Source organism: Ruegeria sp. G10 (assembly GCF_056533645.1).
In genome coordinates, this window is record NZ_JBQFOQ010000002.1 from 333,530 (window position 1) to 354,574 (window position 21,045).

The window sequence follows — 21,045 nt, forward strand, 5'->3', positions numbered from 1 at the left end:
ATGAACAAGCCAATCCTTACAGGCGTCGCCGCCCTGATCCCCGTCATACTCTTGAGCGGGTTCGCCCTTGCCCAATCTGCCCAGGTGGAGACCCTGCGCGGGGCTGACGTTGATGAACTCATCCCATTGGACGACGTCCACAAAACAGTCGAAGGCCGCATGGTGCGCAACTACCGTCAACAGCCGCCGCTGATCCCCCACTCGGTCGAGCAATACCAGATCGATCTGCGCACCAATCAATGCCTGTCCTGCCATGACTGGACCAAGGCGGGCGAGCGCAATGCTCCGACCTTGTCGATGACCCACTATCTGGACCGCGAAGGTCGCGAATTGGATCAGATCGCAGGGACCCGGTACTTCTGCAATCAGTGCCACGTTCCTCAGGCCGATGCCCCGGCATTGATCGAGAACGTGTTTGAATCCTCTGGCAACTAATCCATCGCAAGTCTGAAAGGAGCACCGCAATGGCCGACTCCCCTGAAAAACGCGGCTGGATTGGTCGCATCTGGAACGCATTCTGGACCCCGGCAGTCCTGTTCAGTTCCGGGTTCCTGATATTGGCCGGATTTCTGGCGGGCATCGTGTTCTGGGGTGGCTTTCACTGGACGCTGGAACTGACCAATACTGAAGAATTCTGTGTGTCCTGCCATACGATGGAGACCAATCTGGGCGAATACCGCGAGACGATCCACTACAACAACCATTCGGGCGTGCGCGCAATCTGCTCGGACTGCCACGTGCCGGATGAATGGAACCACAAGATCAAAGCGAAGATCATGGCGGTCAAGGACGTGTACCACGAGTTGGCAGGCACCATCAGCACGCCCGAGAAATACGAAGACCACCGCCTGACCATGGCGTCGGCTGTGTGGAAGAAGATGAAGGAATCCGATAGCCGCGAGTGCCGCAACTGTCACAACTTCGACTATATGGACTTCACATTGCAGGAAAACCGCGCCGCCTCAGAACACCATCGCGCGATTGATACCGGCATGACCTGTATCGACTGCCACCAGGGTATCGCCCACAGCCTCCCGCCCAATTATCTGGAAACCTACCAGAAAATTGCAGACGCGGTAGACGGTGAGGTTCTGCAGGAACATGCAGCCGCGGACGGTGACGATATCCGCACGTTCCTGAACAACAGCTCGGACTAAGGAGAGCGCAGAGATGTTAGAGATACTCGGAACCATCGGTGGCAACATCCTCAGCCTGCCCGGTATACTCGGGCTGGCGCTGGGAATGATGACCAGACAAGTGTGGCTAGGCGCTGCGTTGGGTGGACTTGTCGGGGTGTTGGAAACACTGGTCTTTGCCGGTTTCCAATTCGCTCACATCGAAGCGCTTGAGCTCGTGATCGCAATACTGGTTGGCGTATGTGCCGGCAGCTTAGGCAGCGCTATCCGAATTAAAGGAACGCAAGCCAGACCTTAAGTTCAGAGCTTATAGCCCATAAATGACGAGTGCGGCGTGTGCGCGGCTGCTGGGAAGACTTTCAGGGGTCTTTCGTAGCTTGCGGCGATACGCCGCCAGTCTTTCAGACTGGCCACGATGCTCCTCGGAGATCAATGGGTCCCGAACTTAAGAAGTTTGCTCAGATGCCAAAGTGCCGACTCTGAAACGGACGTCATTGTTCCAGCCTGAACTGGGGCAAATCGAATTGCCGCTCGGAAGTCATGTTCAGTAACGTCCGGCAGCCCGCCCAGCGAGGACATACAGCTTCTCAGCCCAAAGGATCATGACTGCAGGTTACAGTCGTTACATGACCGCGCCAATCTGCCAGGGAACGAATTCATGATCACCCAAACCCTGCGCCTCGGATTTGCTGGGCTGACCTGAGGCGACCTCGATGATACGTTGGAACAGTGCTTCGCCAACCGCCTCGACGCCCTGCCCTTCCGAGACAATGACACCTGCGTCCAGGTCGATATCCTCCGGCATCCGGCCCCATAGCGCCGAGTTCGACCCCACCTTGATCGTCGGCGCGGGCTTGGAGCCGAAGGCAGAGCCGCGCCCCGTCGTAAAGACTACCATATTGCAGCCCGAGGCAATTTGACCCGTAATCGAGACCGGATCATAGCCGGGGCTGTCCATGAAAACGAACCCTTTCGTATCGATCGGCTCTCCATAGCGGTAAACTCCGTTCAGCGGTGTGGTCCCACCTTTGGCCACCGCGCCCAGAGATTTCTCGAGAATGGTTGTCAGACCACCTCGCTTGTTGCCCGGCGACGGATTGTTGTCCATCGAGCCGCCATTGATGTCCGTATACCGTTCCCACCATTCAATGCGTTCAATCAGCTTGGCGGCGGTGGTTTCGTCCCGGGCGCGGCAGGTCAACAGATGCTGCGCGCCATAAATCTCTGGCGTCTCGGCCAAAGCAGCCGTGCCGCCGTTACGCACGAGCAAATCCGCCGCATATCCAAGCGCCGGGTTTGCCGTCACACCTGACCAGCCGTCCGAACCGCCACATTGCAGCGCCAACGTGATTTCTGACACGGGGGCCAAAGCGCGCCGATCCGCGTTGACGATCGGCAACATCTCACGCACTTCGCGCAGACCCGCCTCGACCGTCTGGCGCAGCCCGCCCATGTTCTGAATATTCATGGTCCGGACCCGCGGCCCCTGCGACAAGCCATAAGCTTCAAGTAGAAAATCGATCTGGTTGACTTCACACCCCAAGCCGACGAACAGAACACCGCCGACATTGGGATTTCGCGCATAGCCCCAAAGCACCCGTTGCAGGTTGGCGAACCCATCGCTGTTCATCGCCATCCCGCAGCCAGTTCCGTGCGAAAACGCGGCGACCCCATCGACATTTTCGTACTCGGACAGTTCGTCATCCGTGATTTCGGCAGCGATCATATGTGCTGCGGTGGCCGAACAGTTCACCGATGTCAGCACGGCGATGAAATTGCGCGTGCCCACCTGGCCGTTGGGACGATGATACCCCATGAACTGGGCACGGTCTGGCTCGGGCACGAAGTCAACATCTTTGAGATCTTGCCCCACACGCATATCAAGTTCGAGCGGCTCGAATTGCAGATTGTGAGAGTGCACATGCTCTCCGGCCTGGATGTCTGCGGATGCAAACCCGATCACTTGCCCGTATTTGCGAACGGCATCGCCCTGCGCAATATCCTGTGTTGCGATCTTGTGTCCTGACGGCACCGGATTGGTCAGTGTGATCCCGGCCAATTCCACCCCGGCATCCAGTGTACGGGCCGCGATGACGATGTTATCAGCCTCTTGGAGACGGATCAGATCGCCGCCATTGATCGCACCCATTCCGAATTTCCCGACTTGTTCCAGGTTCTTCGTTGTCATGCGGACTGAACGGCAATCTGCAAGTCCGTCCACACGCAGCCCGCAAAACAACTTCGCGTCTGTGATAGCGCCATAGCCGCCAAAACAACAGCCCTGCCAATGGGTCGAACGCGGCATTCGCTTGTAAGTCTGTGTTCAAGACATCGTTATCAGGCGGGTGAAAGTTGTTTATGTGACGCCCCCATACAGTGTAGGTTTCGGGCAATGCGGGACATGCACCACCACACAGGGTCGTGAAGACCTCGCCAGCTCATCTTAAAGGACTGCTTGTTATGGCTAGAAGTTCCTACGTGCCCCGCGCGGGCCGATACGACGACATGATCTATAACCACTGCGGCAACAGCGGGCTGAAGTTGCCTGCGATCTCGCTGGGGCTATGGCATAACTTCGGATCGGACAAGCCACATGGCCTTAAGCAAGAGCTATGTCGGACAGCTTTTGATCTGGGTATCACGCATTTTGATCTGGCCAACAATTATGGCCCACCTCCGGGCAGCGCCGAGGAGGCCTTTGGGCAAATCCTGGCAACGGATTTCGCCGGATACCGGGATGAGTTGATTATCTCATCCAAGGCCGGTTACGATATGTGGCCCGGGCCTTACGGCGAATGGGGCAGCCGCAAATACCTGATCGCGTCTTGCGATCAGAGCCTTAAACGCATGGGCCTCGACTATGTCGACATCTTCTATTCACACCGGTTTGACCCCAACACCCCGCTGGAAGAGACGATGTGCGCGCTGGATCAGATCGTGCGGTCCGGAAAGGCGCTTTATGTCGGGATATCGTCCTACAACTCGCAGCGCACGCGCGAAGCGGCTGCCATCCTGAAGGATCTGGGCACACCCTGCGTCATTCATCAGCCCAGCTACAACATGATCAACCGATGGGTCGAGACGGACGGGCTGAAAGATACTCTGAAAGAGCTTGGCATCGGGTCAATTGCGTTCACCCCGCTGGCGCAAGGAATGCTGACCGGCAAGTACCTGAATGGCGTCCCTCAGGACAGTCGGGCCGCAGATGATAAATCGCTGAATCCGGACTTGCTGACCGACAAAACCATCGAAAACCTGCGCAGCCTGGATGCCATTGCCCAACGTCGGGGGCAAACGTTGGCCCAGATGGCACTGGCATGGGTTTTGCGCGACGGTGGAATTACAACGGCGCTGATCGGGGCCTCAAGATCAGACCAGATCATTGATTGCGTGGGTGCCCTGAGAAACATCGAATTTACACCCGATGAGCTGGCCGAAATTGACCTCTATTCCGCCAATGGCGACGTCAATCTGTGGTCGCAATCCTCGAACGCATAATCCGCTTTGAACAAGGAAACGAGCATGAACAAGCCTGTCATAGGTTTCATTGGTGTCGGCCTGATGGGGCACGGCATGGCCAAGAACATCGTCCAGAAAGGCTATCCGCTGGTTGTGATGGGCCACCGCAACCGTACCCCCGTCGATGATCTGCTGCAGCGCGGTGCGACCGAGGTCAAATCGGCCAGGGACATGGCCGACCAGTGCGATATCATCCACCTATGCGTGTCCGGCAGCCCGCAAGTGGAACAAATCGTGCGCGGCCCCGAGGGGATTTTGGCGTCTGGCAAAGAGGGCCTGATCGTTATTGATTGCTCGACCTCTGATCCGGTCTCAACCCTGCAACTGGCCGCTGAACTGCGCGCGGCAGGTATGGAATTGGCCGACGCACCTCTGGCGAAAACTCCGGTAGAGGCCGAAGCGGGCACGCTGGATGCGATGGTCGGCGCAACGCCGGAAACATTCGAAAGGATCAAACCAGTTCTGGAATGCTGGTCGGGGATGGCCGTGCATCTGGGCGAGGTTGGTCTGGGGCACAAGATGAAGCTGATCAACAACTTCATCTCACTGGGCTACGCAGCGCTCTATTCCGAAGCGCTGGCGATCGCCGAGAAATCAGGCCTGACCGTCGAGCAAGTGGACTCCATCATCCGTCCGGGTCGTTTGTCGAACGGGTTCTATGAGACTTTCATGAAATGGACACTGGAGCGGGATGAGAACGCCCACAAATTCAGCATCACGAATGCCCACAAGGACATGCGGTATCTGACCAACCTGGCCAACAGTGTCGGGGCCCTCAACCCGATGCAGGCGGATGTGCGGAACGCATTTGCAGCAATGGATGCTGCGGGACAGGGAGAGCGCTACCTACCGATGCTGGCGGATTTCATCGCGCAGATGAATGGGTTGGACAGGGGTAAGTAGCGCTAGCTGTCCCCCAACTTCCGCAAGCATTCCTTGACCAATTAGCCTGGGTCAATTGCGAACGATAATCCATTCAATACAAGCCGACCATCTATCCCAGGTGAGTAGTCTTTGAACGCTCATCCAGAAGAGAGCAGCTTTCGAACGATGTCTCATCTGATACCGCGCTGGTATGGGAACACAGCTGGGCCTTGCAAGAAGCGTGTCTCTTTCTATGCTTGCAACCGGCAGTCCGTGATAACGCTTATCTACCTCAAACCAGAGATCAAATTCGCCCGTTGAAGGCAGATAACTCAAAAAGCATGAAGACAGATGAACCACAGAGTTTTCAATTAGGGAGAAAAGCATGAAGAGAGTTTTCAAAACCGCAACCGCCAGCGCGGTAGCCTTCCTGTCAGTCGCCGCCGTCGCCACTGCCGAGGAGTGGCGCTTTAACAATTTCCTGCCCGAGACCCGCCCCGAAACCGCGGAATTGGAACGCTTTGTCGAAGAGGTAAACGCCGCCCTTGAGGGTGAGAACGAACTGAAGCTCTATAGCGGAGGTTCGCTGGGCCTGCCCAATACCGACACCCTCCGGTTCCTGCCCAAAGGCGCGGTTGAGATGAGCCTGATCTGGGCGAACTATCTGGGGCGCGACGCACCTGCGCTCAGCTCGGTTGTGGTTCAGGGCACCATCGGTTCGATCGAAGAGTTCGAGAAAGCAATCCCGACCGTCCGCGAAATCTACGAAGAGGAGTTTACCGATTGGGGCGTGACCTCGGTAGGCTATGTTCCGATCCCGATGCTTTCGGTCTCGGTCTTCTGCCGGGATGAGCCTGTGCGCACTATCGACGCGCTGAAGTCGAAGAAGCTGCGCGTCTGGGCACGGGATCAGGTCGAAACCTTCACACGCCTCGGTGTGGCCGCGCAGATCATTCCGCAGGAAGAGATGTATGTGGCGCTGAAAACCGGCGTGGTCGACTGTGCGCTCTATCCGGCACTTTACGCACACACGGTCTCTTTGCAGGAGGTCGCCAAATATGCGTCCTTCCTATATCCGATGGCGTCCGGTCCTTACGTGATCGGCGTGGCCACCGATAAGTGGGAAGCCACAGACGACGCCACCAAAGCGGCGATTGCAACGGCAGCTGACGCCTTGTGGGAGCGCACAAATCAATATGAAGACGACTTCGAACGCGAACTGGCCGCGCGCGACAAGCTGAGCGAGGAAGGCGTGACCTGGGGTGAAGATTTCTCGCAGGAAGACCGTGACCTGTTTGTGTCGAATGTCACCGAAATCTGGGCCGAGCTTGCAGAAGAGGCTGGTGGCAATGCGCCTGCCTATCGCGAGCGTGTCCTGACAGCGTTGGGCCGCTGACCCTCAGATGGGCCGAGGTTTGAAACACATCATTGCGCAGGGGCTCGATCGTCTGGCCCTTGCCTGCGCTGCTGCGGCGGCTTTGGGGATGATCGCGATCGTCGGTCTTATCGTGACCAGCGTTCTGATGCGCAAATTCGCCAACACACCGCTGCATATTACCGAAGAAGTCGTTGGCCTGTTGCTGAGTGTTTCGCTGTTTCTGGGCCTGCCGATGGTAACGCTGCGCGCCAAGCATGTTCGCGTGTCCCTGCTGGCAGATATGCTGAAAGGCAGACTGCATGACGCGATGCAGATCGCAGCCCTTCTGGTCGGCATCGCATTTTTCCTCTGGCTGATCGTCGAGACAATCCCCTGGTTCGAGTTCGCGTTCAAGCGCAGCCTCAAAACCGAAACCACTCGGATACTGCTTTGGCCATGGATGGCGCTGATGCCGCTGTCGCTTGCGCTGACCATGTCCATCTTGGTGGCGCGGCTGGTCGGCGTGCTGGACCGGGTGCCCGATACCGACGCTGACATCGAATAATCCCCGGCAAAAGAGGCCTCTACATGTCATTCTGGCTTACGTTGACAGGTGCGCTGGTTGCCACCGCCGGTACGGGCGTGGCGCTTGGGGCGGCCCTTGGCCTGACCGGGCTTCTGATCCTGCATTTCTTCTCGAACGGGGCCACATCGCTCGCCGTAGACGCGATCTGGAGCGTCTTTAACTCATTCACGCTCAGCGCGGTTCCGATGTTCATCTTGCTGGGCGAGGTGCTTTTGCGCAGTGGTATCAGTGAACGGGCGTATTCCGCATTCTCTCCGCTGTTTCGCCGCATCCCGGGGGGACTGCTGCACACCAATATCGCCGTCTGTACCCTGTTCGGAGCGGTCAGCGGTTCCAGCCTATCAACGGCTGCGGCGGTGGGCTCGGTCGCTTATCCTGAGATGTCCAAACGTGGCTATGACAAGGATACGATTGTGGGCAGTCTGGCGGGCGGCGGTACGCTTGGCCTGTTGATCCCGCCCAGCCTGTCGTTCCTGATCTATGGCGCGCTGACCGAAACCTCGATCGGTCGCCTGTTCGCTGCCGGTATCATCCCGGGTTTTCTGGTTGGGCTGATGTTCATGGCCTACCTGTTCGTGAAAAGCGCCAGAAACCCGGCCATCGCCCCCCGCGATGAGACCCCGTTACCCCTGCGCGAAACACTGGCGGGCTTCAAACAGATCTGGCCGTTGCTGGCGCTGATCATTGCAGTCATCGGCAGCATTGTGGGCGGGCTGGCCACACCCACCGAAGCAGCCGGAGTAGGCGTGGTGCTGGCCGTCATCATCTCGTCTATTTGGGGTGATCTCACCTGGAAGAAGCTTATCGAGGCGGTCTATCAGTCCGTTCTCTTGTTCGCTTCGGTCGGGTTTTTGGTGCTGGGCGCGACCATATTGGCGAAATCGACCAGCATTCTGGGCGTGCCGCAACAGATCCTTGAGGTCGTGGCGGAAAGCGGGATGGGCACCTATAGCGTGCTGCTGATCGTAGTGCTGATCTATCTTGTACTGGGCTGCTTTTTCGACGGCCTTTCCCTGATGATCATGACTTTGCCGGTCGTGTTTCCCTTGTTGACCGGGCTGGGTTTTGATCCGATCTGGATCGGGGTCATCATCACCATTGTCATCGAGATCGGCCAGGTCACGCCACCGGTTGGGCTGAACCTGTCGGTGCTGAGCGCCCTCACCAACAACGAGGTCAGCCTTGGCCGCGTTGCGGTCGCAACCGTGCCGTATTGGCTTATTCACCTGTTCACTATCCTGATCCTGACGCTGTTCCCGGCGCTAGCCCTGTTTCTGCCGGATATCTTGTTCTGACAAGAGGACCTCGCAAGACACCCAAGAGAATGGAACCGAAAGCGCGTTGGCCGGTATCGATCCGGAGGATGTTGGATGTACAGGCAGCAGAACCTCTGACACGAGAGGGAACTATCAAAACACCTGTGCCTGCCGCGACTGAACGCCACCGCACCTCAACCTTGGTATTTTCCAAGCAAGTGTTGGCGGGCAGTCTTGGCTAGGCAACCCATTCCGCGCATGGCATGGTGAAGTCATGACACCCGGATCACCCGACCGCCCCAACATCCTTTACATATTCAGCGACCAACATGCTGCCCGTATCATGGGCTGTGCGGGCGACATCGGCGCGGATACTCCGAACCTCGACAGGCTTGCCCAGAGCGGGGTGCGCTTTGATCGCGCCTATTGCCCGTCGCCTGTCTGCCTGCCGGCCCGGATGTCCATGCTGACAGGTCTGCGACCACATGAACAAACCTGCTGGACCAATGACGATATCCTCGACAGCGCGCACCCGACATGGCTGCACGGTCTTGGCGCTGTGGGATACAAACCGGTTCTGATCGGACGTATGCACTCACTTGGTCCCGACCAACTGCGTGGCTACGTCTCGCGCCCAATCGGAGATCACAGCCCCAGCTGGCCCGGCGTAGCGCGGCGCAGTCTGGGAAAGCTGAGCAAAACCAGCGGCCCTTTCAAGGACAGCATCGAGAAATCGGGACCCGGCCAAAGCTCTTATCAACTCATGGACGAAGATGTCTTGGCTGCCAGTATCGCGTTTCTCCAAGACCATGCGGAGCGAAAAGGGGACGAGCCCTTTTGCCTGACAGCAAGTTTCATGCTGCCGCATCCGCCTTATGTGGCCAGCGAACAGGATTTCAACGCCGTCGCCGCACGCGTACCGGCCCCGCATATTGCCCACCCTCCGAATGACGAACACCCGTGGATCCGCAGCTGGCGCGAGCTGAAACAGGTCGGCGACGTTTCACCTGAAGAGGTTCAGCGTGCGCGCCAAAGCTACTATGCGCTGGTTCGTCAACTCGACCGCCACATCGGGGACTTGTTGGCGACGCTGGATCAAATCGGGTGTGCAGACAACACTCTGGTCATCTATGTCTCGGACCACGGGGATCACATTGGTGAGCGTGGTCTGTTCTGGAAACACACCTTCTATGACGACGCGATCCGCGTGCCGCTGATCATGCGCTGGCCCGGTCACATCCCGCCCGGTCTCGAAATTCGCGAAACGGTCGAGACGGGCGGGTTGGGTAACACGATCCTGTCTCTGGTCGATGCACCGACGCTGCCGAACGCAACCATGACCAGCTTTGCCGACCTGATCACAAACCCGGATGCCGCAGCAACGCGACCCATATTCATTGAGTATTGCACCGATGACATGCCCGCCTGGGCGGAAGGACAGGCCGTGCAACAACGTGCCGTCATCGAGGGTCGATACAAGTTCATCTACTACCATACCTATCCGGCGCAGCTTTTTGATCTGGAAACCGACCCTTTGGAACTGCGCGATCTTAGCCAGGCCCCAGAGTATGCCGAGATCGCGGAAAGGCTACGAAATCTGGTCCTGCGGGATTGGGACCCCCAAGAGATTGGCGATCTGATTGAACGCCGTAAGGCAGACAAATTGCTGCTCAAGGCATGGGCTGAAAACACCAACCCGGCCGATCCTTGCCGCTGGGACCTGCAAGAAGATCAGAATTACCTGCTGCGGGATTAGCTGTCGTCTGACGCGCGGCCATAGAAACCAAGTGCTGTTCGATGCAGAATTTGCTCCCTCTCATCCGCCGTGAGGTCGGCGAGAAGGTCGCGCGTTATCTGCCGCCATTCACCGTAGTCAGAGGTCTCCAGCAGAACGGGGTAATCGCTGCCCCACATCAGCCGCGCGGGTTCAAAAACCCTTATCAGGTGCTCGAAAACCTTACGGTGATGATCGGGCTCCACGCTTTGCTGCGTGAAACCCGAAACCTTGCAAAATACATTGCGAAGATCGGCAAACTGTTGGATGGCCATTGACCAGCCGGGCAAGTCCTTTGGTGCAGGTTTTGCGGCATGGTTGATGACGATGCGCAAATGGGGATGCGCGCGAGCGACGGCCGCGACTGAATCGAGATGATGCGGTAAGGCCAGCGCTTCCAGAGCAAGCGCTGACTGTGCCAGCGCCGCAAATCCGGCGGTATATTCAGGGGTCGCAAGCCACTCGACCCCGCGCGCGGCACCCGCCATGGGTCGGATCGCCCGCAGCTTGGGGAACCGCCGAAGACGCTCAAGCACCCGGTCGATCTCGGCGGACGTCAGATCGGTCCAGCCTGTGACACCGACGATCCAGGGATGCTGCTCGGCAAGGTGAAGAAGATAACGTGTTTCATCCTCGGTTGGGGCCGCCTGCACCGCAATGCATCCCGACACGCCTGCCTTGGCCATGGCATCCGCAAAATCGGTCGGAAGAAAGTCGCGAAACAGCTTTGGACGCGCCTCAGTCAGCCAGGAATAGTCGCCTCGCGCCAGATGCCAGAAATGGACATGCGTATCGATCACGAAGGGTCGCCAATCAAAGCGACAGATCAAAGCTGCCGACGGACATGGCCTTTATTGCGCCAGTGTTCGGCATAAACCCGATGCCGGGGCCCTTCGGGACGGCGAGCCGACCCTCTGAAACAGTCAGGTCAATCTCTCCCAACTCGGTTCTCAGCGGATTGGGGTTTGCGTCCAGCTCCACCAATCCCTCGCCGCCGACTGCGGCGAGAACGTGAAGCGAGGCGGCAAGCCCAAGCCCGGTGCCCATGTAGTGCATCGTGCAGGTGGCCGCCGCTTTTGCCGCGTGCTGACCGACCGCGAAACTGCCGCTGACGCCTCCCCATTTGGCCACATCCGGCTGGGCGACACCCAGCCTTCCCACATCCATGAAATCCTGAAACTGCGTCAGGGACGTGATGTTCTCTCCACCTGCAATGGGCACGTCCACCGCCCGCGCCAGTTCGGCCCAATCGCTGAGCGGCGCGTCGGCCCGCAGGGGTTCTTCGACAAAACCCAGCCCTGCATCAGACAAGGCCGTCACGGTTTCGATCGCGTCGGACACTGACCAGTTCTGGTTGGCATCGACCATGATGGCGAGCCGATCCCCGACAACCGAGCGGACATCGCGCAGGATTTCGCGATCCCTGGCCAGCCCGTGGCCGATCTTGAGCTTCACGCCCCGGTGCCCGTCGCTGATGATCTGTTCCAGCGAGCGGTTCATATCCGACAGGTTCGGCGTGCTGGCATAGACAGGCACGGATGCGGGTGGGGTCGCCGACAAAAACGCGGACAAGGGTACACCGCGCCGCCGCGCCGCGATATCGGCCATTGCGGTGTCGATCCCCGACAGGCAATGGGCAAACGGCCCGTATTCGCCGGTGTGAATGATCATCCGCGCAAGGCTTTGTTCCAGAGTTGCGCGACAGTCCGAGTAATGATCGAACTGCGCTCCGATCAAAAGCGGCGCGATCACATCCTGCATCAGGTTTTGCCGCGCCAGATTTCCCCGGGGCGGGAAATTGCACCAGATCTCACCCCAGCCGACAACGCCATCGGTTGAGGTCAGCGCGATCAGCAGCCCGTTGCGAACCGGCATGGCGCCAAGCGAGGATTCGGGGCCGACCGGGGGACGCGCCGACACCGCGAAGGCCTGCACGCGGTCGATCTTGATAGGGTCTGGATCAGAGGGGGTCATGTCGCTGTCCTAGTAACCGACCAGAGTGTTGCGGGCCGAAGTTGTGAAATGCGCATCCAGCGCCTTTTGCACGCGGGCAAGATCACGCGTTTTCAGCGACTCGAGGATGGTCAGATGATCCTGCATCGCGGTGATATTAATCTTGCGCGGCGGCACGCGGCGGTGGACCTGTCGGGCGATACGCAGTTTGGTCTGCGTATATTCATGCGCCTTGGTGATCGCCTTGTTTTCCATCGACGCCACGATGGTGCGGTGAAAGTCGCGGTCGAAATCCAGAATGAACGCGTTGTGGGCCGTCAGGTCCTCGGCGGTTTCCAGACCTTGGAGGGCCGCGTGGTGGCGCGTGATCTGATCCTCGATCCAGTCATCCGTGACGATATCGATGAAGAAGGTCAGCGCGTGATTTTCGATCATCACGCGGAACTGCATGTTTTCGCGCATGAAATCGAGATCTGGATAGATGATCTTGAAACCGGCGCGCGGCTTCACCTCAACCAGATCCAGCTCTTCCAAAAGAACCAGAAGCTCGCGCAGCGGGGACATCGACGTTCCAAGAATCTCGCACAATTCAGCCTGGCGCACGACTTCGCCAACCTTGATTTTCCCGGATAGGATGGCCTGAACGAACTTTTCCAGGTCCTGGGATTTATGCGTTATCTTCATTGCCCCGCAGAGCTCCTGGCTGATCTGGCATCAGAATTGACTAATGATTGCCGACTTAAAAGGCTTCGTCAATCTCGCAATTGCCATTTTAAATATATTTAAACTTGCCGTAAAGAATTTTCCCGTCTAGGCTCCTGCCAAGCCGCCCCACCGCATTGGCGGGCCGGGTGGATCAGTATCAAGACCGGGAGGCGACCTGAAACATGGCTCAGGTTTCGTTGTCGAACATCAAGAAATCCTACGGCAGCGTCGAGTTGTTCGATGGTGTCGACCTTGACATCGACGCAGGTGAGTTTGTCGTGTTTGTCGGCCCGTCCGGCAGCGGAAAATCCACGCTGCTGCGCATGATCGCGGGGCTGGAATCAGTGACGGATGGGGTCATTGAGATCGAAGGCAATGACGTCACCTATGACGAGCCCTCTGATCGCGGCATCGCCATGGTGTTTCAGAACTATGCCCTTTACCCGCACATGGACGTCTACGGCAACATCGCCTTCAACCTGCGCCTCGCCAAGATGCCCAAGTCGGAAGTGCATGAACGTGTGATGGAGGCCGCGCGCATCCTGCATTTGGATGAGCTGCTCGACCGTTCGCCGGCGCAACTTTCTGGCGGACAGCGCCAGCGTGTTGCCATTGGCCGCGCGATTGTGCGCAAGCCCAAAGTGTTCCTGTTTGATGAGCCATTGTCGAACCTTGACGCGGCCCTTCGCACTCAAATGCGCCTTGAGATCGAGACCCTGCACCGTGAGATCGGGGCCACGATGATCTATGTGACCCATGATCAAACCGAAGCAATGACGCTGGCCGACCGCATCGTCGCGCTGGATTACGGGCAGGTTCAACAGGTCGGCTCGCCCGACGATCTATATAATGCACCGACAAACAAGTTCGTGGCCGGGTTCATCGGCTCGCCCAAGATCAACTTCCTTGCGGCAACAGTTCTGTCCGTCGAAGGGGACGCTGTTGTTGCCCGGATCGAGGGACATCCCGACACTCAGATTACCCTGACCGCATCTGGCCTGCAGGAAGGCGACCAAATCGACCTTGGTATTCGCCCCGAAGAATTTCACATCACCGAGGCCGATACCCAGCAGGACAATGTGCTCAGCCTTCAGGGAACCGTCGAGATTGCCGACCGGCTGGGCAATATCACCTATGCCTATGTCAATGCCGGTCTGGGCCAGAATCTGACGGTTCAGACATTTCAGAAACGTAAAATCCAGACCGACACCACCGTTACTCTGACGGTTTCCGCTGACCGGATTGATGTCTTCAATCCGCAGGGAAACCGTTGTTCACCGGCCAAGCCATAACTGACGCGCCCAAGAGGGAGGAATTGGGATGAATAAGACATTGAAAACACTGGCGTTCGGATGCGCCGCCGCGATCTGCGCCACGGGTGCTTTCGCGCAAGACAAGGTTAAGCTGTTGGTCTGGGGCGACCCGGTCCGCGAGCCCTTCTATCAGGCATTCGACGAAGCCCGCGACGACATCGACGTCGAGTTCGTGTCGGTTGCCCGCAACGAAATGGTCGCCAAGCTGCAACTGGCCCTACGCTCGGGCGAAGGCGTTCCCGACGCGATCTTCATGCAGGATGTCAACTTCGCCGCCCAGCTTTCGACCCGGCGCGCGAACTACCTGATGGAGCTTTCGGACAAGGTGGATCAGGAAACGGTGGACGGGTTTTACCCCACCTCACTGGCCCCCTGCGAAAAGGCCAACGGATCGCTGATCTGTCTGCGCAACGACGTGGCGCATTTCATGCTGTGGTACAACAAGCCCCTGATGGACGAACTGGGCCTCAGCGTCCCGACTACGTGGGAGGAATATGAGGCCGTGGGCGCAGCAGCGGCGGCCAATGACTCGGGCATCGTGTCCGGTGCGGTTGCCATGCATATTCCGCTGATGAATTTTCTCTACTCCAACGGGTGCGAACTCGCGGTGCCACTGCCGAATGATCCGGAGACACTCAAGATCAACGCAACCGCGCCCCAGTGTGTCGAAGCTGCGCAACTGGTGGACCGGATGCTGGACTCCGGCGCGCTAGCCCGCGTCGCGCCGTTCGATCCTGAGTTTCTGGAACTGGCGAAGGCCAATAAGCTGCTGATGATCCCCGGCCCTACATGGTTTGGAGAGTTCATCATCAAGCGCCGCTATGAATTTGCCGATGGCGTGACCGGCGTTGCCATGACCCCGAAATGGGCGGCACAGGATGAGCCCCTGATCTGGAGCTGGGGCGGCGGCGTCTGGGGTGGCTGGAAAGACACCGAGCATCCCGAAGCCGTTGTCGACCTGCTCAAGTTCGTGACCACCGATGCAGACGTGAACCGCACCGCTGTGACCATGCCCGCTTATCAGCCCGCTTCAGTCGAATGGGGTGAAGCATTTGACGGGTCCGGCTATTACGGCACCGACGGGTCCTTCGGAACCATGGTCGATGCGGCCGCGTTCGGTCATCCGGGCTACGCTTCCCTGCGGCTGGACACACGCGCCAGCTTTACCAAGGCGGTCGTGAACGATCTGGCCAGCGGCGCAAGCTTTGAATCTCTGCTGCCGCAGTTGCAGGAAGAGTTTGCAAATGCCGCGCAACTGGCCGGTTACAAGGTCGTGACAGACTGAAACCGTTAACGGGTGCGCCGCGACCCACATGCGGCGCGCCCGGTCCAAAGGGCTGAGAGACCATGCCATCACTCACGGAAACCGAACGAGAGACCCGCAAGCGCCGCGCGGCACGCAGACAGACATGGGTGTCTTATGCGCTGCTGCTGCCTTATCTGGCGCTGATGGTCATGTTCGCGGTCTTTCCCGTTCTCTACGCGTTCGGGCTCAGCTTCTTTGACACTTTTGAGAACGTATTTTGGGGTCTGACCAATTATCGCGAAGCCCTCAACGATTATCGTCTGGTGCCGGCAATCTTGAATGTGCTGCAATATGTGGTGGTCTGGGTTTCAATGATGGTGATCGGCGTGACGTTGCTTGCGCTGCTGCTGGACACTTTGTCCGAGCGTCCCGCGGCGATCGTACGCTCGGTCTATTTCATGCCCGGCGCGATTGCCTCATCCGCCGTTGTCGTGCTGTGGCTTTTCTTGCTGGACCCCTTGGTGTCGCCGTTCAGCTTTGTTTTTGAGGCCGTGGGCTGGGACAACCGGCAAAGCACCATCAGCGGTTTGGGAGAGGTCTGGATCTTTGCGCTGATGGGTTTTCTGGGCAATTCGGGCGGCTGGATCGTGGTTCTAGGCGGCGCGTTGTCCGGCCTGTCCCGCGATATTCTCGAAGCCGCGCGGATTGATGGTGCAAATCCGTGGCAAATGGCGGTTCGGATCAAAATACCGATGATTTCGAAGACCATCACGCTGATGGCGATCATGACGCTGGCGGTCGGGATGCAAATCTTTGTCGAGCCTCAGCTGATGTCTCTGGCAGGTGGTCAGTTCGACAAACCCGACTGGTCGGTCACACAGCTGGCTTACTTCTACGCCTTCCGCTTTGGTGATTTCGGCGTTGCCGCCGCGATCAGTACGCTGTCGCTGGTCCTGCCCCTGATCATCGCCTTCACGCTGATCTTCGCCACCCGCTTCTACAAAATCGACTAGGCCCGTCATGGATACGCTTCTTCCCAAGAACAAACTGCGCATCAGCTCCTTTGTGATCTGGTCGATCCTTGCCTTCTTCGTCGTGGTCTATGGTCTGCCCCTGCTGTGGCTGTTCATTGCGGGCACGCGCAGCGAAAGCTCGCTGATCTCCGATCCGCCGCTGGCCTTCGGCAGCTTTGCCACAATGAAAGAAACCTTTCTGAACCTCGCAGGCTACAACAATTTCCAGATTCTGACCTGGGCCCTGAACTCGGTCATCTACACGGTAGGCAGCGTGACGCTGACACTGGTCTCATGTATTCCCGCCGGATACGCGCTGGCAATGTCAGAGTTTCGGGGCCGGAAACTGATCCTGATCATGACGCTTGTGGCTATGATCACCCCGTCGCAGGCGATAATCCTGCCGATCTTTCTTGAGATGACGCTGCTGGGTCTGACCAACACCTATCTGGGGCTGATCCTCGCCTCGTCCTTCTTTCCGTTCGGCGTTTATCTGTCTTATATCTACTACACCACATCGCTGCCCAAAAGCGTGGTGGAGAGCGCGCGGATCGACGGTTGCGGGCACTTTCAGTGCTTCATTCACATGGCGCTGCCTCTGGCGAAACCGCTGCTGGCGCTGGTTGCGTTCTTCAGCTTCGTCAACAACTGGAACAACTACTTCCTCGCCTTCGTGCTGATCTCGGATGACAGCAAGCAAAACCTGCCGGTGGGTCTGACCACGCTGATCAACTCTTCCGGGGCCCTGAACCCGCAAGCGGCGGCAAACAATCTTCCCATCGGTCAGCCCGAAGCAATTCAGGCCGCAATTCTGGTCGTCCTGCCCATCATTCTGGTCTTCCTCGTGTCGCAGAAATACGTGCGCTCGGGCCTGAATGCCGGGGCCGAAAAGGGATGATCCCAACCCGCAGGCTGACCCGATCCGGGCTTGAATTGTCCGAGTTGGGTTTGGGCTGCGCAACACTGGCCTTTGATGCGTCCCCAGACGCCCTTTCCGACGCGCGCCAGATGCTGGGACAAGCCGTCAAAGCCGGTATCGGATATTACGACACCGCCCCTTTTTATGGGCGCGGACTGTCTGAACGTTTGGTGGGGGACGCGCTGCGCGAACAGGATGGTGTTGTGCTTTCAACCAAGGTTGGACGCCTTCTGAAGCCGGAAATCCAAGCACCGACGCATATGCCCTTTCGTGTGGAATTTGACTATACCTACGATGGCATCATGCGCAGTTTTGAACACAGTATTCAACGGCTTGGACTATCCAAGATCGACATCCTTCTCTGCCACGACCTAGGCCAGCAAACCCATCGCGACGCCGCCCCCGCGCAGTTTGCCGCTTTCTTCGACAAAGGCGGATATCGCGCCATGGAAGAGCTTCGCGGCTCGGAAGACGTACACGCGATCGGGTTGGGGGTGAACGAAACACAGGTCTGTCAGGATGCTTTACAGCATGGAGATTTTGATCTCATTCTACTGGCTGGTCGGCATACATTGTTGGAACGGACCAATGCGTTAGCCCTGTTCAAAGCATGTAGCGCCACAGGGACCGACATCGTGATTGGCGGACCCTTCAACTCTGGCATGCTTGTGGGCGGAACCACCTACAACTACGGCGAAATTCCAGAAGATGTGGCGCTGCGGCATCAAAACCTTCTGGCCTATTGCCAAGCATGGGATGTGGAACTGGGAGCGGCAGCCCTGCAATTCCCCCTGCGTCATTCCATCGTCAAATCGGTGGTACCCGGGCCAAAGTCACCCTCAGAACTGCATCAAATTCTCGATTGGTTCGAAACCGAAATCCCTCAGGACTTCTGGGCGGGCCTCAAAGCGGGGACGTCAGACGAATGAAAACCCCATGGATCGACCCCGAACTTCAGTATTTGCTCGAGACCGCTCCAAATCGACCACCGCTTACGCCGGCGACTGTTGAATACTATCGCACAACCAGAATTGAGGCCGATCCAACCCCGTTTTTTCCCAACGCAAAACAACCAACACGCCACAGGGTCGATGCCGAACATGGTACGATCGACGTTTACGAGTTCAAACCATCCAAGCCGAACGATGACACAGACGCGTTACTCTGGCTGCACGGCGGCGGCTATGTGATGGGCCACGGCAATGACGCCTGGTTCGGAACCTTGTTTGCCGAAACCGCAGGCGTACGCGTCTTCTCAGTGGACTACCGGCTGGCACCGGAACACCCCTACCCCGCTGCCCTGGATGATACATGGGCCGTCTTGAACTGGATGGCAGATGAGGCCCAAGCACTTGGGATCTCACGGTCGCGCATCGCAATCGGCGGAGCAAGCGCCGGTGGCGGGCTGGCAGCAGGCCTTGCACTGCATACTCGTGATCTGGGCGGACCTGAGGTTGCGTTTCAACTGCTCCTTTACCCCATGCTCGACCACCGCCACGATACAGCGTCAGGAAAGATGAACGTCCCGCGCTGGCCGCGCGCGACATCTTTGGCCGCCTGGGATATGTATCTTGCTGGTAAGCCACCGCAGGCTTCGTCGGTTCCTGCGGTTGCAAAGACCCTGTCAGGATTACCGCCCGCCTTTCTGACCGTCGGCGAGGCCGATTTGTTTCTTGACGATATATGCACATACGCGACTCGGCTGACGGATGCTGGTGTGACCTGCCAGATCAAAACATATCCGGGCGTGTTTCATGGGGCCGAGATACAGGGGTACGCCACATCTATTGGCCAAGAAATGACCAACGACTATATCCACGCGCTTTTGCTCGGGCTGAGCGTTGCTTCAGACGAATAAGCCCCAGCAAGGCGACGGGGCGCGAAACATCCGACTGATGTTTCAGATGGACCGCGCAACGCTAGAGTGCGACGGGCATCTGGATTTGGTCAGCGATTGGACGCATGCGGCGATTGCCAACCTGAATCCAATAGCGGGACACTGTTCTTGATATGTCGCGCGGCTAAATTCTTCTGCCTTTTCTGGATCGGCAGGTGGGCTGCAGGATTTGGCGCAAAACCCTCACGCGCCACCTCAGGGAACATCGCTAATATCTCTTCCCTGCTTTGCGAACTCAAAGCGTCAAGCGCCTGTTTGCCAAGAAACAGGCTTTCTGTCGGTGCGCCTTCGGCAAAGATGATCTCATGCTGATCGAACATCAGATGAAAATAGGTGATGTCACCTGGCTCATCCACAACAGAAACCCCCGACATCTCGGTCAGATTGATTGCTGCGACCAGTGAATGCGCATCGCCAAACATGCGCTTGGATATGCGCGACGACGCAAGCATGCGATGCTGCCGGGACACCAACAGGTCACGGTTTGGCAAACCATTACCCAGGCTATGATGACAAATCCTGATCGGCTTGAGTTTGGTGTTCGCATCGAGTTGCGCGGCGGAAAGATAGCGGCGACCCACCCAACGGATGGGCTGCGGGCCATTGTTCAGGGTGACAACCTCATCACCTATTGCGAGGTCTTCCACCAATCGCACACCTCCGGGAACCGCGATGAGCGTGCCGGCGGTGAAGCACGGCACTTCCGAGTTGTCCGGCGTGCGCGGCCCCGAAACGTTATTGCCGTCTTCGTCGAATTGAACCGACTCACCGGGCCCGACCGTTGGTGCATTGGTTGTCGTTGCACCGTCGGCGGCCCCGCCCGTCAGTGTAATCGGGCCGTTGCTTCCGATGCCGATCGCATCGTCAACCTCGCCCGTTGAGGTGTTGGTCAGTGCAACATAGTTGGCCTCATCGGACACTTGGCTAGGTGTGGCGTTGATTAACTCCCGATCGGCACTTGTGGACGTAATCGTATAGATCGTGAAGTTAGGATTATCCGGATCCGGGACGCCGACGAGGTCGCTTAATCTGACTTCGGCATTGACCACCCCCGTCGCCTCGATGTTGTCGCCCCCGTCATCCATAAGGGCGCCGTCATTGCCATAAAAAGAAACAACGAAATCGGCGGGATCATCGTCTGGCCCCAGAGTGATTTCCACGAACTCATGGGTCGTGCTGTCAGCGACATCTACGTCCGCGGTCCGGTAGTGAATCTCGGAGATGAAAGCCATTTCGTTACTCTGCTTCAGGGGCCATTCGTGTCCCGGCCAATCGCCCTTTTAAGTTGAGCTTATCGGCATCAAACGCGACAGGAGTCAGTATGCCGCTGTTTATTTAATAAAGTCTGCAGGTGCAACTTGGCGTAGGCGAACCAATCGCTATCACGCCTTTTTTTCAAGAACTGTACTAAGGCGAACTCGTTGATTCGATTAGGGGTGTTAAAGACGCCAAACTTACTGCCGCGATCGGGCTCGCAGCAGTATTGATCGCGAAGCAGCGGACTAAG

Annotated in this window: 20 protein-coding genes; 15 read left to right on the forward strand and 5 right to left on the reverse strand. The window is 57.8% G+C overall.

All coding sequences use genetic code 11. The features are described from left to right. Genes ACR0KM_RS05340 through ACR0KM_RS05350 form a run of 3 tightly spaced genes read left to right on the forward strand, consistent with a single transcriptional unit; the run spans position 1 to position 1,434 of the window. Positions 1-435 carry a nitrate reductase cytochrome c-type subunit gene (locus tag ACR0KM_RS05340; RefSeq protein WP_480820395.1) on the forward strand — a complete coding sequence of 145 codons (435 nt, stop codon included), beginning with the start codon at positions 1-3 and terminating at the stop codon, positions 433-435. A 29-nt stretch (positions 436-464) separates the two neighbouring features. Next, complete coding sequence (locus tag ACR0KM_RS05345; protein WP_480858085.1) at positions 465-1,157, forward strand: NapC/NirT family cytochrome c; 693 nt, start codon at positions 465-467, stop codon at positions 1,155-1,157. 13 nt (positions 1,158-1,170) lie between these two features. After that, positions 1,171-1,434 carry a hypothetical protein gene (locus tag ACR0KM_RS05350; protein WP_480820391.1) on the forward strand — a complete coding sequence of 88 codons (264 nt, stop codon included), beginning with the start codon at positions 1,171-1,173 and terminating at the stop codon, positions 1,432-1,434. Between the two features lie 324 nt (positions 1,435-1,758). Here ACR0KM_RS05350 and ACR0KM_RS05355 read toward each other — a convergent pair whose 3' ends face one another. Then, entirely contained in the window at positions 1,759-3,324 is a 1,566-nt protein-coding gene (locus ACR0KM_RS05355) for a UxaA family hydrolase (protein WP_480858087.1), read from the reverse strand. A 272-nt stretch (positions 3,325-3,596) separates the two neighbouring features. Here ACR0KM_RS05355 and mgrA point away from each other — a divergent pair, with 272 nt between their 5' ends. The 6 genes from mgrA (at position 3,597) to ACR0KM_RS05385 (ending at position 10,474) form a co-directional block, all read left to right on the forward strand. After that, complete coding sequence (gene mgrA / locus ACR0KM_RS05360; protein WP_480858089.1) at positions 3,597-4,634, forward strand: L-glyceraldehyde 3-phosphate reductase; 1,038 nt, start codon at positions 3,597-3,599, stop codon at positions 4,632-4,634. A gap of 24 nt (positions 4,635-4,658) precedes the next feature. Beyond that, the gene (locus ACR0KM_RS05365; RefSeq protein ID WP_480858091.1) at positions 4,659-5,558 is read left to right on the forward strand and encodes an NAD(P)-dependent oxidoreductase; all 900 of its coding nucleotides are present in this window, start codon (positions 4,659-4,661) and stop codon (positions 5,556-5,558) included. A 346-nt stretch (positions 5,559-5,904) separates the two neighbouring features. Continuing rightward, positions 5,905-6,915 (forward strand): TRAP transporter substrate-binding protein DctP, encoded by a 1,011-nt coding sequence (gene dctP, locus ACR0KM_RS05370; RefSeq protein WP_480858093.1) that lies wholly within the window; start codon positions 5,905-5,907, stop codon positions 6,913-6,915. Positions 6,916-6,934: 19 nt separating this feature from the next. Further along, positions 6,935-7,441: a TRAP transporter small permease gene (locus ACR0KM_RS05375; protein WP_480820381.1), complete on the forward strand. Its 507-nt coding sequence runs from the start codon at positions 6,935-6,937 to the stop codon at positions 7,439-7,441. A gap of 23 nt (positions 7,442-7,464) precedes the next feature. Further along, positions 7,465-8,757 carry a TRAP transporter large permease gene (locus ACR0KM_RS05380; RefSeq protein WP_480858095.1) on the forward strand — a complete coding sequence of 431 codons (1,293 nt, stop codon included), beginning with the start codon at positions 7,465-7,467 and terminating at the stop codon, positions 8,755-8,757. 235 nt (positions 8,758-8,992) lie between these two features. Then, on the forward strand, positions 8,993-10,474 hold the full coding sequence (locus ACR0KM_RS05385) for a sulfatase-like hydrolase/transferase (RefSeq protein ID WP_480858097.1): 1,482 nt from the start codon (positions 8,993-8,995) through the stop codon (positions 10,472-10,474). On the opposite strand, the gene ACR0KM_RS05390 is transcribed toward ACR0KM_RS05385, so the two are convergent. From ACR0KM_RS05390 to ACR0KM_RS05400, 3 genes are read right to left on the reverse strand one after another with little or no spacing between them, the layout of a single operon-like run. Next, on the reverse strand, positions 10,471-11,292 hold the full coding sequence (locus tag ACR0KM_RS05390; RefSeq protein ID WP_480858100.1) for an amidohydrolase family protein: 822 nt from the start codon (positions 11,290-11,292) through the stop codon (positions 10,471-10,473). The genes ACR0KM_RS05385 and ACR0KM_RS05390 overlap by 4 nt on opposite strands. 13 nt (positions 11,293-11,305) lie before the next feature. After that, positions 11,306-12,466 (reverse strand): mandelate racemase/muconate lactonizing enzyme family protein, encoded by a 1,161-nt coding sequence (locus tag ACR0KM_RS05395; RefSeq protein ID WP_480858101.1) that lies wholly within the window; start codon positions 12,464-12,466, stop codon positions 11,306-11,308. Between the two features lie 9 nt (positions 12,467-12,475). After that, entirely contained in the window at positions 12,476-13,129 is a 654-nt protein-coding gene (locus ACR0KM_RS05400; protein WP_480858103.1) for a GntR family transcriptional regulator, read from the reverse strand. A 203-nt stretch (positions 13,130-13,332) separates the two neighbouring features. On the opposite strand from ACR0KM_RS05400, the gene ACR0KM_RS05405 reads away from it, so the two are divergent. The 6 genes from ACR0KM_RS05405 (at position 13,333) to ACR0KM_RS05430 (ending at position 19,499) form a co-directional block, all read left to right on the forward strand. Further along, complete coding sequence (locus tag ACR0KM_RS05405; protein ID WP_480858105.1) at positions 13,333-14,442, forward strand: ABC transporter ATP-binding protein; 1,110 nt, start codon at positions 13,333-13,335, stop codon at positions 14,440-14,442. A 28-nt stretch (positions 14,443-14,470) separates the two neighbouring features. Continuing rightward, the gene (locus ACR0KM_RS05410; protein ID WP_480858107.1) at positions 14,471-15,748 is read left to right on the forward strand and encodes an ABC transporter substrate-binding protein; all 1,278 of its coding nucleotides are present in this window, start codon (positions 14,471-14,473) and stop codon (positions 15,746-15,748) included. 62 nt (positions 15,749-15,810) lie between these two features. After that, on the forward strand, positions 15,811-16,722 hold the full coding sequence (locus ACR0KM_RS05415) for a carbohydrate ABC transporter permease (RefSeq protein ID WP_480858109.1): 912 nt from the start codon (positions 15,811-15,813) through the stop codon (positions 16,720-16,722). Positions 16,723-16,729: 7 nt separating this feature from the next. Beyond that, positions 16,730-17,620 carry a carbohydrate ABC transporter permease gene (locus tag ACR0KM_RS05420; RefSeq protein ID WP_480858111.1) on the forward strand — a complete coding sequence of 297 codons (891 nt, stop codon included), beginning with the start codon at positions 16,730-16,732 and terminating at the stop codon, positions 17,618-17,620. Then, positions 17,617-18,570 carry an aldo/keto reductase gene (locus ACR0KM_RS05425; protein WP_480858113.1) on the forward strand — a complete coding sequence of 318 codons (954 nt, stop codon included), beginning with the start codon at positions 17,617-17,619 and terminating at the stop codon, positions 18,568-18,570. Before ACR0KM_RS05420 ends, ACR0KM_RS05425 begins: the two co-directional genes overlap by 4 nt. Further along, positions 18,567-19,499, forward strand: a complete 933-nt coding sequence (locus ACR0KM_RS05430) for an alpha/beta hydrolase (RefSeq protein WP_480858115.1) — start codon at positions 18,567-18,569, stop codon at positions 19,497-19,499. Before ACR0KM_RS05425 ends, ACR0KM_RS05430 begins: the two co-directional genes overlap by 4 nt. Before the next feature lie 89 nt (positions 19,500-19,588). Here ACR0KM_RS05430 and ACR0KM_RS05435 read toward each other — a convergent pair whose 3' ends face one another. After that, positions 19,589-20,770, reverse strand: coding sequence for a Hint domain-containing protein (locus tag ACR0KM_RS05435; RefSeq protein WP_480858117.1), 1,182 nt, complete (start codon positions 20,768-20,770; stop codon positions 19,589-19,591). Positions 20,771-21,045 lie beyond the last annotated feature (275 nt).